Source organism: Sporosarcina aquimarina (assembly GCF_033253705.1).
In the GTDB taxonomy this organism is placed as follows: Bacteria; Bacillota; Bacilli; order Bacillales_A; family Planococcaceae; genus Sporosarcina; species Sporosarcina aquimarina.
In genome coordinates, this window is sequence record NZ_JAUBDH010000001.1 from 208,300 (window position 1) to 230,532 (window position 22,233).

General features: G+C 44.4%; 25 protein-coding genes. All 25 read left to right on the top strand.

The annotated features are described in order from the left end of the window. Positions 1-560: 560 nt before the first annotated feature. The 25 genes from rpmE to murA all read left to right on the top strand — a co-directional run bounded on the left by rpmE (position 561) and on the right by murA (position 22,184). Positions 561-773, top strand: a complete 213-nt coding sequence (gene rpmE, locus QT716_RS01045; RefSeq protein ID WP_317933815.1) for a 50S ribosomal protein L31 — start codon at positions 561-563, stop codon at positions 771-773. 101 nt (positions 774-874) lie between these two features. Next, positions 875-1,477 carry a thymidine kinase gene (locus tag QT716_RS01050; RefSeq protein ID WP_317933816.1) on the top strand — a complete coding sequence of 201 codons (603 nt, stop codon included), beginning with the start codon at positions 875-877 and terminating at the stop codon, positions 1,475-1,477. Positions 1,478-1,675: 198 nt separating this feature from the next. Then, positions 1,676-2,752 (top strand): peptide chain release factor 1, encoded by a 1,077-nt coding sequence (prfA, locus tag QT716_RS01055; RefSeq protein WP_317933817.1) that lies wholly within the window; start codon positions 1,676-1,678, stop codon positions 2,750-2,752. Then, positions 2,745-3,596, top strand: a complete 852-nt coding sequence (gene prmC, locus QT716_RS01060) for a peptide chain release factor N(5)-glutamine methyltransferase (RefSeq protein WP_317933818.1) — start codon at positions 2,745-2,747, stop codon at positions 3,594-3,596. Before prfA ends, prmC begins: the two co-directional genes overlap by 8 nt. Before the next feature lie 48 nt (positions 3,597-3,644). Further along, the gene (locus tag QT716_RS01065; protein ID WP_317933819.1) at positions 3,645-4,229 is read left to right on the top strand and encodes a stage II sporulation protein R; all 585 of its coding nucleotides are present in this window, start codon (positions 3,645-3,647) and stop codon (positions 4,227-4,229) included. A gap of 60 nt (positions 4,230-4,289) precedes the next feature. Next, a complete protein-coding gene (locus QT716_RS01070; RefSeq protein ID WP_317933820.1) occupies positions 4,290-5,330 on the top strand; it encodes an L-threonylcarbamoyladenylate synthase in 1,041 nt (346 codons plus the stop codon). Positions 5,331-5,448: 118 nt separating this feature from the next. Beyond that, positions 5,449-5,949: a manganese efflux pump MntP gene (locus tag QT716_RS01075; RefSeq protein WP_317933821.1), complete on the top strand. Its 501-nt coding sequence runs from the start codon at positions 5,449-5,451 to the stop codon at positions 5,947-5,949. A gap of 56 nt (positions 5,950-6,005) precedes the next feature. Then, positions 6,006-6,449 carry a low molecular weight protein arginine phosphatase gene (locus QT716_RS01080; protein ID WP_317933822.1) on the top strand — a complete coding sequence of 148 codons (444 nt, stop codon included), beginning with the start codon at positions 6,006-6,008 and terminating at the stop codon, positions 6,447-6,449. Continuing rightward, positions 6,446-7,738, top strand: coding sequence for a methyl-accepting chemotaxis protein (locus tag QT716_RS01085; RefSeq protein WP_317933823.1), 1,293 nt, complete (start codon positions 6,446-6,448; stop codon positions 7,736-7,738). The genes QT716_RS01080 and QT716_RS01085 overlap by 4 nt, the downstream gene beginning before the upstream one ends. Before the next feature lie 170 nt (positions 7,739-7,908). Then, entirely contained in the window at positions 7,909-8,349 is a 441-nt protein-coding gene (gene rpiB, locus QT716_RS01090) for a ribose 5-phosphate isomerase B (RefSeq protein ID WP_317933824.1), read from the top strand. A 16-nt stretch (positions 8,350-8,365) separates the two neighbouring features. Further along, entirely contained in the window at positions 8,366-8,911 is a 546-nt protein-coding gene (locus tag QT716_RS01095) for a TIGR01440 family protein (RefSeq protein WP_317933825.1), read from the top strand. A gap of 57 nt (positions 8,912-8,968) precedes the next feature. Continuing rightward, positions 8,969-10,222: a serine hydroxymethyltransferase gene (gene glyA / locus QT716_RS01100; protein WP_317933826.1), complete on the top strand. Its 1,254-nt coding sequence runs from the start codon at positions 8,969-8,971 to the stop codon at positions 10,220-10,222. Between the two features lie 393 nt (positions 10,223-10,615). Beyond that, positions 10,616-11,245, top strand: a complete 630-nt coding sequence (gene upp / locus QT716_RS01105) for a uracil phosphoribosyltransferase (protein ID WP_025785593.1) — start codon at positions 10,616-10,618, stop codon at positions 11,243-11,245. A gap of 41 nt (positions 11,246-11,286) precedes the next feature. Then, positions 11,287-12,390 carry a non-hydrolyzing UDP-N-acetylglucosamine 2-epimerase gene (gene wecB, locus QT716_RS01110; RefSeq protein WP_398292081.1) on the top strand — a complete coding sequence of 368 codons (1,104 nt, stop codon included), beginning with the start codon at positions 11,287-11,289 and terminating at the stop codon, positions 12,388-12,390. A gap of 703 nt (positions 12,391-13,093) precedes the next feature. Beyond that, the gene (locus QT716_RS01115) at positions 13,094-13,465 is read left to right on the top strand and encodes an ATP synthase subunit I (RefSeq protein ID WP_317933828.1); all 372 of its coding nucleotides are present in this window, start codon (positions 13,094-13,096) and stop codon (positions 13,463-13,465) included. A 29-nt stretch (positions 13,466-13,494) separates the two neighbouring features. Continuing rightward, complete coding sequence (gene atpB / locus QT716_RS01120) at positions 13,495-14,205, top strand: F0F1 ATP synthase subunit A (RefSeq protein ID WP_317933829.1); 711 nt, start codon at positions 13,495-13,497, stop codon at positions 14,203-14,205. Between the two features lie 67 nt (positions 14,206-14,272). Then, positions 14,273-14,497, top strand: coding sequence for a F0F1 ATP synthase subunit C (gene atpE / locus QT716_RS01125; protein WP_317933830.1), 225 nt, complete (start codon positions 14,273-14,275; stop codon positions 14,495-14,497). Between the two features lie 261 nt (positions 14,498-14,758). Beyond that, positions 14,759-15,310: a F0F1 ATP synthase subunit B gene (gene atpF, locus QT716_RS01130; RefSeq protein WP_398291894.1), complete on the top strand. Its 552-nt coding sequence runs from the start codon at positions 14,759-14,761 to the stop codon at positions 15,308-15,310. After that, a complete protein-coding gene (locus tag QT716_RS01135; protein ID WP_317933831.1) occupies positions 15,307-15,843 on the top strand; it encodes a F0F1 ATP synthase subunit delta in 537 nt (178 codons plus the stop codon). The genes atpF and QT716_RS01135 overlap by 4 nt, the downstream gene beginning before the upstream one ends. Before the next feature lie 27 nt (positions 15,844-15,870). Beyond that, a complete protein-coding gene (atpA, locus tag QT716_RS01140) occupies positions 15,871-17,382 on the top strand; it encodes a F0F1 ATP synthase subunit alpha (RefSeq protein ID WP_317933832.1) in 1,512 nt (503 codons plus the stop codon). A 54-nt stretch (positions 17,383-17,436) separates the two neighbouring features. Next, positions 17,437-18,294: an ATP synthase F1 subunit gamma gene (gene atpG / locus QT716_RS01145; RefSeq protein WP_317933833.1), complete on the top strand. Its 858-nt coding sequence runs from the start codon at positions 17,437-17,439 to the stop codon at positions 18,292-18,294. Positions 18,295-18,339: 45 nt separating this feature from the next. Further along, positions 18,340-19,755 carry a F0F1 ATP synthase subunit beta gene (gene atpD / locus QT716_RS01150; RefSeq protein ID WP_317933834.1) on the top strand — a complete coding sequence of 472 codons (1,416 nt, stop codon included), beginning with the start codon at positions 18,340-18,342 and terminating at the stop codon, positions 19,753-19,755. Positions 19,756-19,779: 24 nt separating this feature from the next. After that, positions 19,780-20,175 (top strand): F0F1 ATP synthase subunit epsilon, encoded by a 396-nt coding sequence (locus QT716_RS01155; RefSeq protein WP_317933835.1) that lies wholly within the window; start codon positions 19,780-19,782, stop codon positions 20,173-20,175. 107 nt (positions 20,176-20,282) lie between these two features. Next, positions 20,283-20,516 (top strand): DUF1146 family protein, encoded by a 234-nt coding sequence (locus QT716_RS01160; RefSeq protein WP_317933836.1) that lies wholly within the window; start codon positions 20,283-20,285, stop codon positions 20,514-20,516. 366 nt (positions 20,517-20,882) lie between these two features. Continuing rightward, on the top strand, positions 20,883-22,184 hold the full coding sequence (murA, locus tag QT716_RS01165) for a UDP-N-acetylglucosamine 1-carboxyvinyltransferase (protein WP_317933837.1): 1,302 nt from the start codon (positions 20,883-20,885) through the stop codon (positions 22,182-22,184). The last annotated feature ends 49 nt before the right edge of the window (positions 22,185-22,233 follow it).

Here is a 22,233-nt window from a genome sequence, read left to right on the forward strand (position 1 = left end):
GAGTTTATGAGCGTTTTTCAAGATTTATGATCACATTCTAGAGTTTATGAGCGGAATTCGGAATTTATGATCATATTTCTGAGTTTATGAGCGGAATTCGGAATTTATGATCATATTTCTGAGTTTATGAGCGGAATCGGGAATTTATAATCACATTTCTGAGTTTATGAGCGGAATCCGGAATTTATGATCACATATCTAAGTTTATGAGCGGAATCAGAGATTTATGATCACATCCCAACGTTTATGAGCGGAATCGAGAATTTATGATCACATTCTAGAGTTTATGAGCGGAATCCGGAATTTATGATCACATTCTAGAGTTTATGAGCGGAATCCGGAATTTATGATCACATTCCCTTGAATGGTGATTTACTACGTAACTTTCTCAAACAAAAACCTTGCGCACATCCAAACAATTTGATAAAATTAACTCATATGATTCATATACGACTGACATACACGGGTCGTGTAAGGCATCTGTCTTTTACTGGAAAGGCGAAAGCCGACCAGAATAAAAACTCTGTACCAGATGGTCCAGGGCGAGAGGAGAGAGACCGATGAAAGTAGGAATTCACCCAGATTACAAACTATCAACTGTTTCATGTTCATGTGGTAACACATTCGAAACAGGTTCTGTCAAAGAAGACATTAAAGTAGAAGTTTGTTCAGAATGCCACCCATTCTACACTGGACGTCAGAAATTTGCTGCAGCGGACGGCCGTGTCGACCGCTTCAACAAAAAATATGGCATCAAAGAAGAAGGCAAGTAAGAACGGCTTTCCAGTTCCCGTCCGGTGCATTGCGCCGGGCGGGAATTTTATTTTAACTTGCATTTATCCTTATTTTTCCGACATACGAAAGGGGATTCACCATGTACGTATCTATGCAAGGCGGATGGATTGAAGTCATATGCGGCAGTATGTTTTCAGGGAAATCTGAAGAACTGATTCGTCGGATTCGCCGTTCCCAATTTGCTAAACAGAAGATTGCAGTATTTAAACCCGAATTGGACGACCGTTACAGTGAAGAAGCTGTCGTCAGTCACAACGGAACAACTGTGATTGCATTGCCTGTCGCATGTTCTGCGGACATCGTTTCACAAGTAACGGACGACTGTGATGTCATAGCAATTGATGAAGCCCAATTTTTTGATGACGGAATTGTTGATGCTGTCATGGAGCTGGCAGATCATGGATTCCGTGTAATCGTTGCCGGACTCGATCAGGACTTCCGCGGGGAACCATTCGGTCCAATGCCTAGAATTATGGCGATTGCTGAAATGGTCACGAAACTCCAAGCTGTTTGTACGATTTGCGGTTCACCTTCAAGCCGAACCCAGCGTCTCATCAATGGTAAACCTGCGGGATTTGATGATCCTGTCATTTTAGTAGGTGCGGCAGAAGCTTATGAACCAAGATGTCGCATGCACCATGATGTCCCAAAAGGCGTTTCTATTCAGTCGCACGCAGAATGATATGTGCGGATTTTCATAAAAGCCTGCAAAACAGGGTGTCGCAGGGGGCAGTGCTTACTGACCTTCTAGGCATCCTTTTCTTGATTTCGGAAGTAATTCATCAAACACTGCACATTCCCCTATTGCTTCTAGTATATTTGAAGCCAACAATCCCGTACAATAACATTAAGACTAAACTACTTAAGAGGTGAACCTACCATGTATGACAGACTTCAAGCCGTCGAAGATCGATATGAGAGACTTAACGAATTGCTGAGTGATCCGGATGTTGTAAGTGATATGAACAAACTCAGAACGTATTCTAAGGAACAATCAGACCTCCAGGAAACGGTAGAGACCTATCGTGAATACAAACAAACGCTAGAAGAAAAGCAAGAAGCCAAAGAAATGCTGGAAGAAGCGACAGACGCGGATATGGAGGAACTCATAAAAGCTGAACTGTCGGAGCTTAACGACTCCATCGAAGTATTGGAGGATCGACTCAAGCTATTATTAGTTCCAAAAGATCCGAACGATGATAAAAACGTCATCATGGAAATTCGAGGAGCGGCAGGCGGCGACGAAGCCGCACTATTTGCAGCTAAACTTTACCGTATGTACAGCCGCTTTGCGGAATTAAACCATTGGAAAATTGAAGTAATGGACTCCGCACCGACTGAACTCGGAGGATTTAAAGAGATTATCTTCATGGTAAGTGGAAAAGGCGCGTATTCTAAACTGAAATTTGAAAACGGGGCTCATCGTGTACAGCGTGTTCCGGAAACAGAATCCGGTGGGAGAATTCACACTTCCACAGCAACGGTCGCTGTATTACCAGAAACTGAAGAAGTTGAAATTGAATTGCATGATAAAGATATACGAACAGATACGTTTGCTTCTTCCGGACCAGGAGGACAATCCGTTAACACAACAATGTCAGCTGTCCGGCTGACACACTTACCAACCGGCATCACGGTTTCAATTCAGGATGAAAAATCACAAATCAAAAACAAAGAAAAAGCGATGAAAGTGCTGCGTGCCCGGGTTTACGACAAATTCCAATCCGAAGCACAGGCTGAATACGATGAAAAACGTAAGTCAGCTGTCGGAACAGGCGACCGCTCGGAACGAATCCGAACGTACAACTTCCCTCAAAACCGGGTAACCGACCATCGAATCGGTTTGACAATTCAAAAATTGGACCAGATTATCGAGGGTAAAATGGATGAGTTGATGGACGCGTTAACACTGGAAGATCAGGCACGCAGATTAGAAAGTCTGGAATCGAATGATTGAGACAATCCATCAAACGCTTAAACGCTTGGAGATTCAACTTGCCAACCGACAACTGGATCTAAATGCCGCATTGTTATTAATGGAACACGTGACAGAGTTATCACGTGCTTCATTGCTCGCGGAATTAAGAGAACCATTGACGGAACCGAAAGCAAAACGATTCGAAGTGCTTGCTGCAGAACTGTTAACGGGTAAGCCGGTTCAGCATATCATCGGACAGGAATGGTTTTATGGACGGCCGTTTATTGTTTCTGAAGACGTTCTGATTCCGAGGCCAGAAACAGAAGAACTTGTCCAAGGGGCTTTAGGACGAGCTGCTAAGATATTTGGGGATGAATCGATTCTTGCAGCGGATATTGGGACAGGCAGCGGAGCCATTGCCGTAACATTTCAACTCGAATATTCAAACGTAAGGATGACGGCAACCGATATTAGTGAAGCAGCGCTGACGATTGCTAGAAAAAACGCTGAGAAGAACGGGGCGCACATTAATTTTAGACAGGGTGACCTAGCGCAGCCGCTTAGCGGTGAAAAATGGGACGTTATTTTATCGAACCCTCCTTATATTGATCAGGAAGAAGCGACTTCTATGTCACCGACTGTGGTGAACTATGAACCTCACAGCGCTTTATTTGCAGAAGAGAGCGGTCTTGCACTCTATCGAAAGTTATCCGAAACCCTTCCTAGTATTATGAATGAGAGAGCATTGATTGGATTAGAGATTGGTTACCAGCAAGGTGCTGCTGTCCAATCATTATTCCAGAAAGCGTTCCCTAAAGCGAAGGTCGAACTCGTTCAAGACTTGAATGGAAAAGACCGAATGATATTTTGTGAGATTCAGTGAATAAACTCTTCCAAACCTGTCCACAATGAAGGACAGGAGGGGATGAACATGTTACCAGATTATCCACAGTTCGCATCACAACCAACAATTACTCATGAAGTGTCTTATAAATGGAGAAAGAGAGCAATTGCACTTATTGAATTTGTTCTTATATTGATTATGCTTCAAGCGATTCTTTCACTCTTTCAAGAGCATTCGAGTGAAGAGCCGATCCGCTATCGAATTCTTGCACACTCTGATACAACTGCCGACCAAGAAGTTAAAGCAAGAATCCAACAAGAAATTGAACCGATGATCGCGGGCGCTATCGCGCGTGCTGCAACGGAAGCAGAATTGCTGGTGGAGCTAGCTAAGCTTGAAGCAGATATGCTAACTGTAGCGGAATTGAATTCACCGGATCGTCCAGTAACACTCGAAAGAAAAATGGCATTGTTTCCTGCGAAGCGATCTGAATTTGGAATTTATCCTCAAGATGTGTACGATGCGTATATTTTAACAATTGGAAGCGGTCGTGGAACGAACTGGTGGTGTTCAATTTTTCCGAAGGTCTGTTATGCAGAAGAAACTGAAAAAGAGAGCGAAGAAGAAGTGAAATTCTTTGTGTGGGAGTGGATAACTTCTTGGTTTGCATAAGGATATCCACTGAAAAATGTGGGTAACTTGTTGAGGAGCGGTAAAAAGGAGGATGAGATTATGAACACACACATCGTGAAAGTGGATAAATGTGTGGATAACGATGAAAGTTATCAACAAACTGTGGATTGTTTGAGAAATGGAGGACTTGTCGCGTTTCCAACCGAAACAGTGTACGGACTTGGCGCTCTTGCTACAGATCCTGATGCGACAAAAAAGGTTTTTGAAGCAAAGGGCCGACCGTCGGACAATCCGCTAATTGTACATATTGGAACAAAAGAAGAGGTTAGCTTGTATGCTGACCCTATTCCTGCAAGTGCTAGCGAACTAATGGACGCGTTTTGGCCAGGGCCTCTCACTTTAATCTTTCATGAAAAACCAGGTGTTATTGCGAAAAGTGTAACAGTAGGAAAGGGCACAGTCGGTCTGCGTATGCCGGACCATCCAGTTGCCCTTCGGCTGCTTCGATTGTTAGGTGGTCCTCTTGCAGCTCCGAGTGCGAACCGAAGCGGGAAACCTAGCCCGACAAAAGCAAGTCATGTAGCGCAAGATATGGATGGAAGAATCCCGTTCATCCTGGACGGCGGTGCGACGGGTGTGGGTGTAGAGTCAACAGTCATCGATATGACATCGACGCCTCCAGCCATTTTGCGTCCAGGAGGCATCACGGCAGAAATGATCGAAGCAGTCATTGGTCCTGTCCGTTCGGAAACAAGTGCTGCGGAATCCGAAGCACCTCGTGCACCCGGTATGAAGTATAAACATTATTCACCCAATGCCCCAGTGTGGCTGATTGAACCAAATGGTGAGACGATTGATAACGCTGTTAAATCGTTTTCTGCTGACAGCCACAAAGTTGCGGTCATCGGACCGGATGAACTGACGACCGATGTCCCCGATTGGTACTTCGCCACAGGTAAGCGCGCAGACTTGAGTCAGTTAGCTTCGAATTTATATGATGCACTCCGAGCTTGCGATGGGACAGCTGCAGATATTATTTTAGCTGTAGAAGCACCCCTTGAAGGAATGGGAATAGCTGTCATGAATCGATTGAATAAGGCTGCGGACGGCAAGCGGTATTCTGTGGATAAATTCCAATAATACATCTTGTGCGTTTTTGTGAGATGGTTAAGGTACGGTAATTTAATAGTTTTCATGAATGACCTCCCTAGGCGCCGCATAAGATGGACTGGCGTAAACTCTGGGGAGGTTTCTTCTATTGGTAGAATTCGTTGCAGCGCTAGTTACCACAATTGATATCCTCGTTATTTACACATTACTCGTTGTAAGGAAACGAAAATGGTTAGTGGCCTTGTGGACTGCATTTTTAAATGTGTTATTTCCTTTAGTCGGTTTTGTGGCAGGGGAGTTTTCTGCGGAAATTTTTACCGACTGGAGCAGCATTCTATCAAGTGTGATTCTTGGATTAATCGGCTTGCACATGATTCTGCAAGAAGAGGATCCAAAAAATATGAAAGTTACGGGGCCCTTACTCATCGCGGTTGCAGTAAGTCTTGATGGATTTTCTGTAAGTATGTCTTTTGGATTAATGCACTTAAACAAATACCTCTTCATCTTATCAACAGGCATCTTGTCATTAGTTCTTTCCTACGCTGCATTACGAACGAATTTTACAATATCCCCTCGCTCTAGAAGTATATTACGGCAATTTGCGGGTATTGTATTAATTTGTATGGGGATATTGTCATGGATTTCATGAAAATAACTATTCCGATTTCATGACAAATCAGGTAGTATGAAGATAGGTGATAAATGATGAATATTTGCTTTATTTGTACAGGAAATACTTGCAGAAGTCCTTTAGCGGAAGGAATTTTAAAATCAAAAAAGATTCCAGGTGTCGTAGTTCGTTCGGCAGGTGTATATGCGACAGACGGATTGCCGATTTCTAATCATTCACGATCTATTTTGGAAGAACATGGGATGCCGGCCGCGCCGTCATCACGAACTTTTACAGAACAGGATATGGAATGGGCAGATTTGGTTCTAACGATGACAAATTCTCACAAAGACATTTTAAAAAGAAGGTTTGTTAATGAAGCTAGTAAAATACACACTTTGAACGAGTATACAGGTACCAGCCCATACGACATTCAAGATCCATACGGTGGAGACTTAACTAGTTATAAACAGACATTTGAAGAGCTGTCCGAACGAATTGACGTGCTCGCTCGCAAGCTGATGGGGGAAAAAAGATGAATGAAGAAAAGAAAAAGTTTGGACTTAAATGGAAACTTGTCTTATTCGTAACCATTCTCGCGATTGTCACGTATTCGACGAGTGCAGTATTTATTAATTTTATACAACCTCAATTTTTTCCGAATGTAAGTCCGATGTGGTTCGGTATTTTGACGTATGCAATGGGTATTTTTTGGTCTGGTGTGCTTGCGGCACTTTTCAGTACAATCTTAACTAGGCCGCTGCAAAATCTAGAGAAGGAAGCAATGCGAATTGCGGAAGGAAAAATCGGGACTGATATTGAACTGCCTAATTCGTCCGATGAAATCCGATCCGTTGCCGAAGCGTTCCAACAGGTTGTAGTCAATTTGCGTGAAATTGTAGGGCAAATTGAAACGAACTTTGAGAAAACTTCCCGTTCTGTAGAAGTGTTACATAACGAAACGGGTTCTGCATCGAAACAGGCAGAGCAAATTGCGTCGACGATTGTGGAAATCTCTGCAGGAGCAGAGGCTTCAGCAGTGGCGATTCAAGAGACGGCAGAAGCGATGGAAGACGTTCGAGCTATTGCGGCGGACGTCAATAGCCGTGCGGATGAATCCTCTAATCAGTCGAGTGCGATGCTTGCAGAACTCACGCAGACGACGGACGCATATCACGCGCTGGTTGTCGGGATTCGTGAAATGTCTACGCAAAGTGAAGCATCACTGTCTACAATTCAAGAATTAAATCGCAATGCACAAAAGATTGGTGAAATCGTCCAATTGGTCGGCGGTATTGCGAATCAGACGAATTTATTGGCATTAAATGCATCGATTGAGGCTGCGCGAGCTGGTGAACACGGAAAAGGTTTTGCTGTTGTTGCAGAAGAAGTTCGTATTCTTGCGGATGAAAGTTCGAAGGCGGTAAAAATGATCGGCGGACTTGTCGGTACAATTCAATCGGATGTAGCAAAAGTAGTGAAGGAAATAGAGTCACAAGTGAAAACTGCTGTTCAAGAAGCGGATCGTGCAGACGAGACGAACAAAAGTATTGTCGTAATGGCTTCAACCGTGACCGATATGGCAAGCTCTATAACAGGCATCACGGAACTCGTAGAACACCAGCTGAAAACAATTGAACAAACCGCCCAGCAGTCACAAGAAGTTGCGGCAATTGCGGAAGAAACTTCAGCAGGTGCGGAAGAAGTGCAAGCAGCAACTGAAGAACAAGCTCAATCCATTGAACAGACTAATAATTTGGCAAGTGAACTGAAAGTCCAATCAGAAGCACTTTACGGAGTTATCCGTCAATTCGATACTTCACGATGAATAATGAGTAAAAGCCGGCCTGCGCGCCGGCTTTTTGTATGGTGTAATTGGATGGAATGGTATGCATCACAGCGAAAATTCTATGAAATTTACTAATGTACTTCCTACTGTGTTTTTCTTTGTAACAATGATAGAATTAGTTGTAAGTATATTATGAAAAGAGGGACGCAATGAAACTCGCGATTTCTTCCGATCATGGCGGAAACAATTTACGTCATGAAATCACACAACTATTAACTGAATTACACATTGAATTTGAAGACTTTGGTCCAGAGTCTGGGCAATCTGTCGACTATCCAGACTATGCAGCAGAAGTCACAGCTGGCGTGGCATCAGGAAAGTTTGACCGCGGTATTCTAATTTGCGGCACAGGAATTGGAATGTCCATTGCGGCTAATAAAGTGAACGGCATCCGCTGTGCACTTGTCCACGATGTATTCAGCGCCAAAGCGACTCGAGGCCACAATGATTCTAACGTGTTAGCGATGGGCGAGCGCGTAATTGGACCTGGTCTTGCACGTGAAATTGTACAAACTTGGTTAGAAACACCTTTCGAAGGCGGCCGTCACGAACGTCGTATCGAAAAATTGATGAAACTCGAAAACAACTAAGAAAGTGGGGATCGGCATGGATGCGTATATCTTATGGAGGCTTCAGTTAGAGCAAGTTCTTGCCGAACTAGCTGAGCAAGCCCCGCCAGAACCGAATACATTTTTCGTTGTCGGCTGTTCGACATCGGAAGTAGCCGGTAAACGAATTGGCACAGCGGGAGCGCTAGAAGTTGGAGAAGCGCTCTATGGCCCCCTTTCTCAATTTGCTGAACAGTACAAGCTGCATCTTGCCTTTCAAGGTTGCGAACACATTAACCGTGCAGTAACCATAGAGCGGAAAGCAGCTCGGAAGTTCGGACTTGATGAGGTCTCTGTCATACCGGTTCGAAGTGCAGGCGGAGCAATGTCTGCGTATGCGTACGAACATTTGGAAGATGCTGTGGTCGTTGAATCTGTGCGAGCACATGCGGGTATCGACATTGGACAAACTTTGATCGGCATGCAGTTAAAGCCAGTCGCTGTTCCCGTCCGTACATCTGTGAAACAAATTGGTGAAGCAGTCGTTACCTGTGCGACCACCCGACCGAAACTGATCGGCGGTGCGCGAGCGCAGTACGAATAACTCAAGCTGAAAATGCGAGAGATAGTAAGAACAATAGACGCTAAAGGGGAAATGATCATGGATTTGAGCAATGTGAAACGCGAAGATAGTGCTGTTTTTGAAGCAATTATGGCAGAAAAAAATCGTCAAAACGCTAATATCGAATTGATTGCATCAGAAAACTTTGTCTCTGAAGCGGTTATGGAAGCGCAAGGTTCTTACCTTACAAACAAGTATGCGGAAGGGTATCCAGGTAAGCGTTATTATGGCGGATGTGAACACGTGGATGTTGTTGAAAACCTTGCACGTGATCGCGTCAAAGAACTATTTGGTGCAGCGTATGCAAACGTTCAAGCACACTCAGGAGCACAAGCCAACATGGCGGTATACTTCACAGTACTCGAGCCGGGAGATACAGTTTTAGGAATGAATTTATCTCATGGAGGACATTTAACACACGGCAGCCCGGTAAACTTCTCGGGTAAGTTATACAACTTTGTGGATTACGGCGTAAGTGAGACGGACGAGCGCATTGACTACGAAGACGTTCGTCAAAAAGCACTTGAGCATAAGCCTAAAATGATCGTAGCGGGTGCAAGTGCATACCCGCGTGAAATCGACTTTAAAAAGTTCCGTGAAATCGCCGATGAAGTTGGCGCATTCTTAATGGTAGACATGGCACACATCGCTGGACTAGTTGCGGTTGGTGAGCATAACAGCCCGGTCCCGCACGCACATTTCGTAACATCGACAACGCACAAAACATTGCGCGGACCACGCGGCGGACTGATTTTAGTAAATGAGGAGTTTGCTGAGCAATACGGCAAAAAAATAGACAAGACGATCTTCCCGGGTGTTCAAGGCGGTCCATTGATGCACGTAATTGCTGCTAAAGCGGTTGCATTCGGTGAAGCGGCTCAACCAGAGTTCAAGACATACATTCAACAAGTGAAAAAGAATGCTGTCGCTCTAGGTGAAACGCTTGTTGCAGAAGGAATCGACATCGTTTCTGGCGGAACAGACAATCATTTACTACTCCTCAACTTGACGGGCCTAGGAATGACGGGCAAAGTCGCAGAGCATGTATTGGATGAATGCGGAATTACAGTGAACAAAAACACGGTTCCATTTGACAAAGAAAGCCCATTCGTTACTTCAGGTATCCGTATTGGGACGCCAGCAGTAACATCTCGCGGATTCAAGGAAGACGATATGAAAGAAGTCGGCGCAATTATCGCAAAACTTCTGAAGAATCACGAAGACGAAGCTGTGAAAGAGGAAGCTAAACAACGAGTGAAAGCACTGACAGATAACCACAAGCTGTACGCATAAAAATTACCGGAACCGCCATCTCTGGATGGCGGTTTTTTCATGGATAGAATCGTGGCGGACTAAAATCAAGAGAAGCGCTACCAATTAATCCCTTAACCCGGGTGAATTGTGTCCCGATATCGACAAACTCTGGTTAGTGATGGAGAAGTGATGATTAGTGATAAAGAAACCTGCCCAATGTCCGACAACCGGCGCGATGTGTCGGACAACCAGAGCGAACTGTCGAACAAACCCTATAAATTAATCCACTAACCAACACTACTGATAAATACACAAAATAACTCCACTGCAGTGCCGTGTAAATCTTCTACCAATTCAAAACTTCACACCAGCCAACCACGAACGACATCATTCTGTTATACTGTATGGGATAAAGTAAAAGGAGCGATCTCAATGGCAAAAGTACACGTATTCGATCACCCGCTCATCCAGCACAAACTAACATTCATCCGCGACGTTAACACAGGAACAAAAGAATTCCGCGAACTCGTAGACGAAGTTGCAACACTAATGGCATTTGAAATTACACGAGAGCTGCCTCTTCAAGAGGTGGACGTTGAAACGCCGGTTTGCATGGCGAAATCCAACGTACTGGCAGGTAAAAAGCTCGGAATCGTACCCATCCTGCGCGCAGGAATTGGTATGGTAGACGGCATACTTAAACTAATCCCGGCAGCAAGAGTGGGACACGTTGGTTTATTCCGCGACCCGGAAACACTTCAGCCACACGAATATTTCGTGAAATTACCTTCTGACGTATCTGAACGTGAACTTATTGTTGTAGATCCAATGCTCGCAACAGGCGGAACAGCAGTCGAAGCTGTAAATTCACTTAAGAAGCGTGGAGCAAAACACATTAAATTCATGTGTCTAATCGCAGCTCCTGAAGGCGTAAAAGTTTTTACAGATGCACACCCTGACGTTGACGTCTACATCGCAGCACTTGATGAAAAACTGAATGATCACGGATACATCGTACCTGGACTCGGCGACGCTGGGGACCGCTTGTTCGGAACCAAATAATTGGGGAAGGCGTGAACACTTTGAAACGCAAATGGAAAGTAATGACTATTTTTGGAACGCGTCCGGAGGCCATCAAAATGGCTCCACTCGTTCTCGAACTACAGAAGCATGAAGAAGAAATCGAATCGATCGTGACCGTAACGGCACAGCACCGTGAAATGCTGGACCAAGTGCTAAAAACATTCGGCATCACACCTGATTTCGACCTGAACATTATGAAAGATCGTCAAACCTTAATCGACGTCGCTACCCGCGGACTCGAAGGACTTGACCGCATTATGAAAGAAGCACAGCCGGATATCGTACTTGTTCATGGAGATACGGCGACAACATTTGTTGGAAGTCTTGCTGCGTTCTATAACAAAATCGCAGTGGGTCACGTGGAAGCTGGTCTTCGCACGTGGGACAAGTACTCTCCATACCCAGAAGAGATGAACCGACAGCTAACAGGTGTTATTGCAGACCTGCACTTTTCACCAACTGAAAAGTCGGCTCAAAACTTACTAGATGAAGGTAAGCCGGAAAGTCGTATATTTGTAACAGGGAATACGGCAATTGATGCACTGCACACAACAGTGGACGATACGTATTCACATCCGATATTTGAAAAACTCGGTGACGACAGACTCGTTTTGCTTACAGCACACCGTCGTGAAAACTTAGGTGACCCAATGCGTAACATGTTCCGTGCTATAAATCGTCTGCTTGACAAGCATGACGATATTCAAGTGATATATCCAGTCCACATGAATCCTGCAGTCCGCGAAGTAGCAGACGAACTGCTTGGAAACAATGACCGGATTCACTTGATTGAACCACTGGAAGTTGTTGACTTCCATAACTTTGCAGCGCGTTCGCATATTATCTTAACTGATTCTGGCGGCATTCAAGAAGAAGCACCATCACTTGGAAAGCCTGTTATCGTTCTTCGCGACACAACAGAGCGTCCTGAAGGTATCGATGCAGGGACCCTTAAACTCGCTGGAACAGACGAAGATACAATCTTCAACTTATCGGATGAACTCTTGTCTAACCAAAAAGCTTACGAAGAAATGTCGAAAGCTTATAATCCTTATGGTGACGGCCATGCATCCGAAAGAATTGTAGAAGCACTTAAAACGTATTTGAACGAGCAAAACCAATAATCTAATACAACGAACAAAAAGCAGCGGTTTTAAGCCTCTGCTTTTTATTATCAAAATAATGTATAAGACTTCTATCTTGGTCTCACACTCTAATAGAAGCAAAGCTCGATAAAAATCTCTGAGTTAGAGTTCTACTTTAAGATGTACACGATTGAATAAAAACAGAGGAGAGTAAAAGAGGTAAGAAGTCGGCGTTCAATGCATAGTTATTAACAAACAGAAATTAAGGGAATTCCCTAATTTTTAAAAATGCAAGTAATATCTATGAAAGTGTGACGATTGTTTGACAGTCACAATAGTATGTGAAGAATTTCACGGGAATCAATTGACATCAAAATACCGCTATTGTATGCTTACAGAGGGTAATAATGATAGGGTTTATACATAGATAAATCAGCTAATTGCGCTCGATTTTCAGCTAAGTTCTATCATCAACTCGTAGCCTATCGCACTCAGAAATGTGGGCATTTGTGCGATAAGTTGGACAACGTGTCCTGGTGAACGCCAAGCAGACGGTCTTCCACTTACCTTTCTAAGACTCGGATAACTTCCGATGCTGTCGGATTAGTAAGCTGTTGCCGTAAACCTAGGGGCGATCCAAAACGTACCAACCTGCGAACCTGCTCGCTGTTCGACACGTACTTCGTACAATCGGACGATCCAGCTTCTAACTAAACTTATCGTAATAGGAGACTCACCTACCATGCAGACAATGCGGGAAATTTACACAAGGCAAAAGAGGGCTCTATTTTTTTTGCTCGCATTGCTAATACTAGGGTGGGCATTTACGGGAGCTAAGGAGATTTTTGCTGGGCTGTTGCTCGGACTAGTCTTCGGATTGTACAATTTCTTGATACTCGTCAGGAGAATGAAACAATTCGACAAGAAAATGGATCAGGGCAAAAGGATTTCGCTCGGTTCGGGATTGCGTTTCGCTTCCGCAGTGGCTGCGGCCGCCATCGCGATGTCGATGCCAGAATACTTCAATCTGATCAGTACTGTGATCGGTTTGATGATTCCATATGCCCTATTGCTTATCGATGGGATTTTCTTCAATGCGAAGCATCAATCTTAAACTGATCACAAAAGGGAGGTGAACCAAACGTGGAACATGAAAATCCGCAGGAGGTCCTGTTCGGTATTAGCTATAACCCGGCCAATATCATAATGTTGTTCGTCACATGTCTGATCGTTTTCATCATTGCAGTGCTCGCTACGCGAAAGATGCAGATGAAACCGACGGGAATGCAGAACTTCATGGAATGGATCATGGACTTCGTCAAAGGAATCATTAAAAACAACATGGACTGGAAAACAGGTGGCCGTTTCCACGTACTCGGCATCACGCTTATTATGTTCGTGTTTGTTGCCAATATGCTTGGACTTCCATTTTCAATCCAATGGGATCACAAGTTGTGGTGGAAATCACCTACAGCTGACCCAGTCATCTCAATGACGTTGGCGGCAACTGTTGTAATCTTGACGCACTTCTATGGTGTAAAGATGCTCGGTGTAAAAGGATACTTCAAAACTTACACTCAGCCGATGGCTTTCTTGGCACCGCTGAAAATTATTGAAGAGTTCGCAAACACGCTGACACTCGGTCTGCGTCTTTACGGTAACATCTTTGCAGGGGAGATTCTGATTGGTCTTCTTGCAACACTCGCAGCTGGCAGCATCGGCGGATTCGTCGGAGCGATCATTCCTGCACTTGCTTGGCAAGGGTTCTCGATTTTCATCGGAGCAATCCAGGCATTCATTTTTGTTATGTTGACGATGGTTTACATGTCACACAAAGTGACAACAGACCACTAAACATAAAGCCCGCTAGCGGGTGAACAAGTAACAACAAACCAAACAACACTTAGGAGGAAATAACACTATGACAGGTTCAATAGGTCTATTAGCAGCAGCTATCGCAGTTGGTCTTGGCGCACTCGGCGCTGGTATCGGTAACGGATTAATCGTATCACGTACAGTTGAAGGGATCGCGCGTCAGCCAGAACTTCGCGGAGCTCTACAAACTACAATGTTCATCGGTGTTGCATTGGTTGAGGCATTGCCAATCATCGCTACAGTTATCGCGTTCATCGTTATGAACCAATAGTCTTTAAAGTTTCTAATCGGTTTAACAAGTGCGGATAGGGCCAGGGCTGCGAAGCGGTCTTGCCAGCCTGTATAATCCCATTTTGTTAAATAACCACTTTATAGCAATCATAAACAATGGCGAAGAATGGAATAAGCTGGATCCTTCGCCATTCGTTTATGTCAGAGAACATCTCGAGTCGCAGACAACCTTTGCGACTCATCATTCTAACCAATATGCAGTTTAACTAGTAGGTAAGTTTTTGAAGGGAGTGAAACAATCGTGTTTTTGGATACCTTCGTCCTCTTGTCAGCAAACCCTGACGCAGGATTCTTGGCCAGCCTGAATAATCGGCTGAACTTAGGTGACATTATTGCAACAGTAGTATTCTTTACTATTCTCATGCTTCTTTTGAAGAAGTTCGCATGGGGACCGTTGATGGGAATTATGGATCAGCGTGCTGAAATGATTGCAAATGAAATCGAATCGGCAGAACAAAGCCGTGTAGAATCAAAGAAATTGCTAGAAGAGCAACGTGCTCTTTTAAAAGAAGCACATGCAGATGCGCTTGTTATTGTTGAAAACGCGAAAAAGCAAGGCGAAGCACAGCGTGAAGAACTCATTCAAGCGGCACGTTCAGAAGTGGGCCGCATGAAAGATAACGCAGCTGTTGAAATCGTTACAGAGAAAGAAAAAGCAATCGCGGCTGTCCGCGAAGAATTCGTATCTCTTTCTATCATGGCGGCATCTAAAGTACTCGGCAAAGAAGTATCCGAGGAGGATAACCGCGCATTGATCGAAGAAACGATTGTGAAGGCAGGGGAAGGTCAATGAGCCGTTCAATCGTAGGAGAACGTTATGCAATTGCACTGTTTAAAGCAGCACAAGAGCAAGGCGTTCTGATCTCAGTTCATGAAAACGTGATAGAACTTCAAAAAGCTCTTAGCACTAACGAAGAATTCTCGGAACTCATGAGCATGCCTCAACTGTCTTTACAAAAGAAACGCAGTCTTATTGCTGCAGTTCTACCAGGTGCTGAGCAACTTTTGCTTAATGCACTTTACGTGATGCTTGATGCAAATCGTATGGATGAACTTAATGATGTACTTGAAGACTTCCACCAACTTGCAAATGGCGCATCGGGTGTTGCAGAAGCAACCGTATACGCAACTCGTGAGTTGACAAGTCAAGAACAAACTGCAATTTCCAGCGCGTTTGCACGCAAAGTGGGCAAGCAGTCGCTTCACATTACAACAATTATTGAACCACAATTGATCGGAGGCATCCGCCTTCAGATCGGAAACCGAATCTTCGACAGCAGTATCAGCAATAAGCTGAACAATCTGCAACGTACGTTGATTGGGTAAAATCTTGAAAGATGAGGGGTGACATACATGGGCATCAAAGCTGAAGAAATCAGCACACTGATCAAGCAGCAAATTGCAGGTTATCAGTCTGAGATGGAAGTTAGCGAAGTTGGTACTGTTCTTAACGTAGGTGACGGTATCGCCCGTGCTCATGGTCTCGACAATGTCATGGCTGGAGAACTTCTTGAGTTCTCTACTGGTGTACTTGGTATGGCGCAAAACTTGGAAGCGAACAACGTAGGTATCGTTATCCTTGGACCATACAAAGATATCAAAGAAGGCGATGAAGTACGTCGTACAGGCCGTATCATGGAAGTTCCGGTTGGAGAAGAATTGATTGGACGCGTAGTCAATTCACTTGGACAACCAGTTGATGGACTAGGTCCGATTAACACAACAAAAACACGTCCGATTGAAAGCCCAGCGCAAGGCGTTATGGCTCGTAAATCGGTTGATGAGCCACTTCAAACAGGTATCAAAGCGATTGACGCGCTTGTACCGATTGGCCGTGGACAACGTGAATTGATCATCGGTGACCGCCAAACAGGTAAAACAACTGTTGCGATCGATACAATTCTAAACCAAGCAGATCAGGATATGATTTGTATTTATGTAGCAATTGGTCAGAAAGAATCCACAGTACGCGGTGTAGTTGAAACGCTTCGTGAAAAAGGCGCTCTAGATTATACAATCGTCGTAACTGCATCGGCTTCTCAACCTGCACCACTTCTTTACCTAGCTCCTTATGCGGGTATTACAATGGGTGAAGAGTTCATGTTCCAAGGCAAGCACGTCTTGATCGTCTATGATGACCTTTCAAAACAAGCTGCTGCTTACCGTGAGCTTTCCTTGTTGCTGCGTCGTCCTCCAGGCCGCGAAGCATACCCAGGAGATGTATTCTACTTACACTCTCGTTTACTAGAGCGTGCTGCAAAATTGAACGACTCCCTTGGTGGCGGTTCAATCACAGCATTGCCATTCGTTGAAACACAAGCAGGAGATATCTCTGCATACATTCCAACGAACGTAATCTCAATCACAGATGGTCAGATTTTCCTTCAATCGGATCTATTCTTCTCGGGCGTTCGCCCAGCGATCAACGCTGGACTTTCCGTATCCCGGGTAGGTGGATCTGCACAGATCAAAGCTATGAAAAAGGTTGCAGGTACATTGCGTCTTGACTTAGCTGCGTTCCGTGAACTTGAAGCATTCTCTGCATTTGGATCATCACTTGACCCAGCTACTAAAGCAAAACTTGACCGCGGACACCGTACGGTTGAAGTATTGAAGCAAGACTTGAATAAGCCAGTTAAAGTTGAATATCAGGTTGTCATTCTTTATGCACTTACACGTGGATTCCTAGATGATGTACCAGTTAAAGATATTCTTCGCTTTGAAAGTGAAATTACAATTTGGCTTGAAAGCAACCACACAGAAATTTTAGAAACTATTCGTACAACGAAGGGTCTTCCTGCGGACGATGCATTTGCAGCTGCAATCAACGAGTTCAAAAAGAACTTTACAATGTCTGAAGATTGATTTCTGCGATTGTAACGATATTAGGAACTAAAACAAAAAGGTGGTGAATAGCCAATGGCCTCATTACGCGAGGTAGAACAGCGCATTAAATCAACGAAGAGCACCCGTAAAATAACAAAAGCAATGCAAATGGTCTCTGCTTCAAAATTGAGCCGTGCGGAGTCAAATGCAAAGCAATTTGTTCCATACATGGACAAGATTGAAGAAGTAGTCGGATCGATCGCTTCTGTTACTAAGAATTCCGGACATCCAATGCTGAATACCCGTCCAGTCAAAAAAACGGGATATTTAATCGTCACATCTGACCGCGGACTTGTAGGAGGATACAACTCCCACATCCTGCGTAAAGCGAAACGAGCAATCGAAGAGCGCCATGCGTCGAAAGACGAAGTTGTGCTTATCGTGATTGGAAGTAAAGGAACTGACTTCTTTAAACGTCTCGGATTCGAGGTGGAAGATACTCTAATCGGTGTTTCTGACCAGCCTTCGTTTGAAGAAGTTAAAGACATCGCGAATAAAGCTGTTGGCATGTTCACGGAAGGCAATTACGATGAGTTGTATCTTTATTACAACCATTTCGTCTCCGCCATCTCCAACGAACCGACGGAACGGAAATTGCTTCCGCTTACTGATTTAGCACCTGCTGGCGTGAACTCGTCATACGAATTCGAACCTTCTGCAGAGGAGATTCTTGAATCCTTATTGCCGCAATATGCGGAGAGTCTCATTTACGGCGCAGTGCTTGACGGTAAAGCGAGCGAACATGCTTCCAGTATGACAGCAATGAAAACTGCTACAGATAATGCTACTGATTTGATAGATGACTTGACGCTCGTATTCAACCGTGCCCGCCAAGCAGCGATTACACAAGAAATTACCGAAATCGTTGCCGGTGTTGCAGCGCAAGAATAGGACGTAACAAAAAAAGAACGTACCAGTACGACAGGAGGGAAAAGCATGAGTAAAGGACACATCCTTCAGGTAATGGGTCCGGTTGTTGACGTTCGTTTTGCGGACGGCAACCTTCCAGAGATCTATAACTCCCTGAAAGTCCAAATCAATCGCCCAGGTGCTGAAGCAGAAACGCTTACACTTGAAGTTGCCTTGCACCTTGGAGACGATTCTGTACGTACGATTGCGATGTCCTCTACAGACGGTTTGAGACGCGGCGAAGAAGTAACAGATATGGGCGCGCCAATCTCAGTGCCTGTTGGAGACATTACACTCGGACGAGTATTTAATGTTCTTGGTGAGGAAATCGATCTTGGAGAGCCGATGGCAGCAGACGTTCAACGTGATCCGATTCACCGTGAAGCACCATCGTTTGAATTCCTTTCAACTAAAGTTGAAATTCTAGAAACAGGTATTAAAGTTGTTGACTTGCTTGCTCCTTATATCAAGGGCGGTAAGATTGGTCTCTTCGGTGGTGCAGGTGTAGGTAAAACTGTACTTATCCAGGAATTGATCAACAACATCGCACAAGAGCACGGCGGTATTTCGGTATTCGCTGGTGTTGGAGAGCGTACTCGTGAAGGAAACGACTTGTATTTTGAAATGACAGACTCAGGCGTTATTAAGAAAACAGCGATGGTATTCGGTCAGATGAACGAGCCGCCTGGTGCACGTATGCGTGTTGCCTTGACTGGTTTGACAATGGCAGAACACTTCCGTGACGAACAGGGCGCTGACGTTCTTCTCTTCATCGATAACATTTACCGTTTCACTCAAGCCGGATCTGAAGTTTCAGCCCTACTTGGCCGTATGCCATCTGCGGTTGGATACCAGCCGACACTTGCAACGGAAATGGGTCAGCTTCAAGAGCGGATCACTTCTACAAACAAAGGTTCAGTTACATCAATCCAAGCGATCTATGTACCAGCCGATGACTATACAGACCCAGCTCCTGCTACGACGTTTGCTCACCTTGATGCAACGACGAACCTTGAGCGTAAATTATCTGAGATGGGTATCTACCCAGCGGTGGATCCTCTTGCTTCAACATCACGCGCATTGAGTGCTGATATTGTTGGTAAAGAACACTACGAAGTTGCAACACAAGTACAAGAAACGTTGCAGCGTTACCGTGAACTTCAAGACATCATCGCAATCTTAGGTATGGATGAGTTGAGTGAAGACGACAAGCAGGTTGTTGACCGAGCTCGCCGTATTCAGTTCTTCCTGTCACAAAACTTCCACGTTGCCGAGCAATTTACGGGCCAAAAAGGTTCGTACGTTCCGGTTGCTGAAACTGTATCTGGCTTCAAGGCAATCCTTGAAGGTAAATACGACCACCTTCCTGAAGATGCATTCCGCCTTGTCGGACGTATCGAAGAAGTTGTGGCGAAAGCAAAAGAAATGGGCGTAGAAGTCTAATACTAGGGACCAGGAGGGAAAGTTATGAAGATAAAAGTTAATATCGTCACTCCCGACGGCCCTGTCAGCGAAACAGAAGCGGATATGGTGATTGCAGTCACTGAAACGGGTGAACTAGGTGTTTTGCCAGGTCACATCGCAATGGTGGCACCGCTTGACATTGGTGCACTGCGTTTGAAAAATGGAAATAAGACAGAACACGTAGCAGTCAATGGTGGATTTTTAGAGATTCGCCCTGATGTCGTTACTGTTCTTGCACAAAGTGCAGAACTTGCTTCCAACATCGACGTAGCACGTGCTGAACTTGCGCGACGCAAAGCAGAAGTTGAACTCCAGCAAAAGAAGGATAAGGTGGAGCAGCACATGGCTGAACTAAGCTTGCGCAGGGCCATTAACCGTATTAAAGTTTCCGGCATGTAAGGCGGATACGAGCAAGTCGGACAGAAGGGAAACTTCTGTCCGATTTTTTAATAATCTATTATTAAGTACTTCTATTACAATGGAGTGCGTCTCGGGAGTAGATGTATATGGACGTGTTCGGAGTCAATCCACTACTAGCACTAGGATCACATATTTTTTTCATTGGAATTTCGTTCTTTGCTTTGCAAGCGATCTTACCACAAGCGATTATTCGTAAAAATCGGGTGTTTCAAACACAGTTATTGTTTATCTTGTTGAGTATTGCCATTGGATCGACTGTATCAAATTTCTTTTTAGACATATCCTATTGGTCAGGAAGACTCCCATTCATGTTTGGATGATCCGTCTTATCGCCGCGAAGACAAAAGGATGCCTTTGGGGCGATGAGACGAATCGAACATTAGAATTCGATTAAAAAGGTTTATCCTGTAAAATACGAGGGAACAAAATGGAATGTAACCTGTTTGTAATATTCATACCACGCGGATTGAGTAAAATACCCACACGGGACAAAGATGCTGTACATAATTTAGACTATGGCCATCATTTGTCGGAAAGAGTCACAATGACGCTTGTTAACAGAGTCAAGTCGTTGTACAATGAACTGAGTTTGATTTGATTTTTTTACTCACATAACTAACTGACTTTGGATATTTAAATTTGACATGATATGAAAGAATTAAAACTTTGAGTCGGAGGGGCTTGTTTTGGATAAAATTATTATTAATGGTGGGCATCAATTGCGTGGAACAGTGCGCGTTGAAGGAGCTAAGAACGCGGTGCTGCCGATACTCGCGGCTGCGTTGCTTGCTACCGAGGGTGTAAACGTCATCCGCGAAGTTCCGAATTTATCGGATGTACGCACAATTAATGAAGTACTTAAAAGCCTATATGCTAAAACAGAATATAAACCTGAAATCGGTGAGCTGATCATTGATTCTTCAGAAACGCTTACAAGTGAAGCGCAGTTCGAATACGTACGCAAAATGCGTGCATCCATTCTTGTAATGGGTCCGCTTCTTGCACGTAATGGCTTTGCACGCGTTGCTATGCCAGGAGGATGTGCAATTGGATCCCGTCCAATCGATCAGCATTTAAAAGGCTTCGAAGCAATGGGAGCAGATATCTCATTTGGTCACGGGTTTGTAGAAGCACGTGCTGAAAACGGTCTTCAAGGTGCGAAAATCTATCTCGACTTCCCTAGCGTAGGCGCAACTGAAAATATTATGACAGCGGCTGCACTTGCTAAAGGAACGACAACGATTGAAAACGCGGCTAAAGAACCTGAAATTGTTGATCTTGCGAACTTCATCAATGAAATGGGCGGTCGGGTAATTGGTGCCGGAACAGATGTTATTCGTATTGAAGGTGCGGAAAAGTTAGTAGGGGCTGTACACAATATTATTCCTGACCGCATCGAAACAGGAACGTTCATGGTTGCTGCTGCAATTACAGCAGGAGACGTCATCATTGAAAACGCATTGCCGGAACACAATGCTGCATTGATCTCTAAGCTTCAGGAAATGGGAGTCGTCATTACTGAGCTTGATGAAGGAATTCGCATTACGGCAGAGCATCCACTTAAATCAGTGGATTTAAAAACGATGCCGCATCCTGGATTCCCTACAGACATGCAGTCACAGATGATGGCACTCATGCTAAAATCTGAAGGCACTGGCGTGTTGACAGAAACTGTATTTGAAAACCGCTTCATGCACGTTGAAGAATTCAGACGTATGAATGCTAATATCAAAATCGAAGGTCGTTCTGTAATCATGAACGGACCATCAGACTTTCAAGGTGCAGAAGTCGCAGCAACTGACTTGCGTGCGGCAGCAGCTCTTATCCTTGCAGGATTAGTAGCCGAAGGCGTTACACGTGTCACTGAACTCATTCACTTAGACCGTGGCTACGTCAATTTCCATCAAAAATTGAAAGCATTAGGCGCAGATATCAGCCGCGTCTCAAGCGAATCTGAAACAGCAGACTCAGAAATCGTGCATTCATAATATAAACTAGAACTGTCTCCTTATAGGGGGCAGTTTTTTTGTGTTTAGC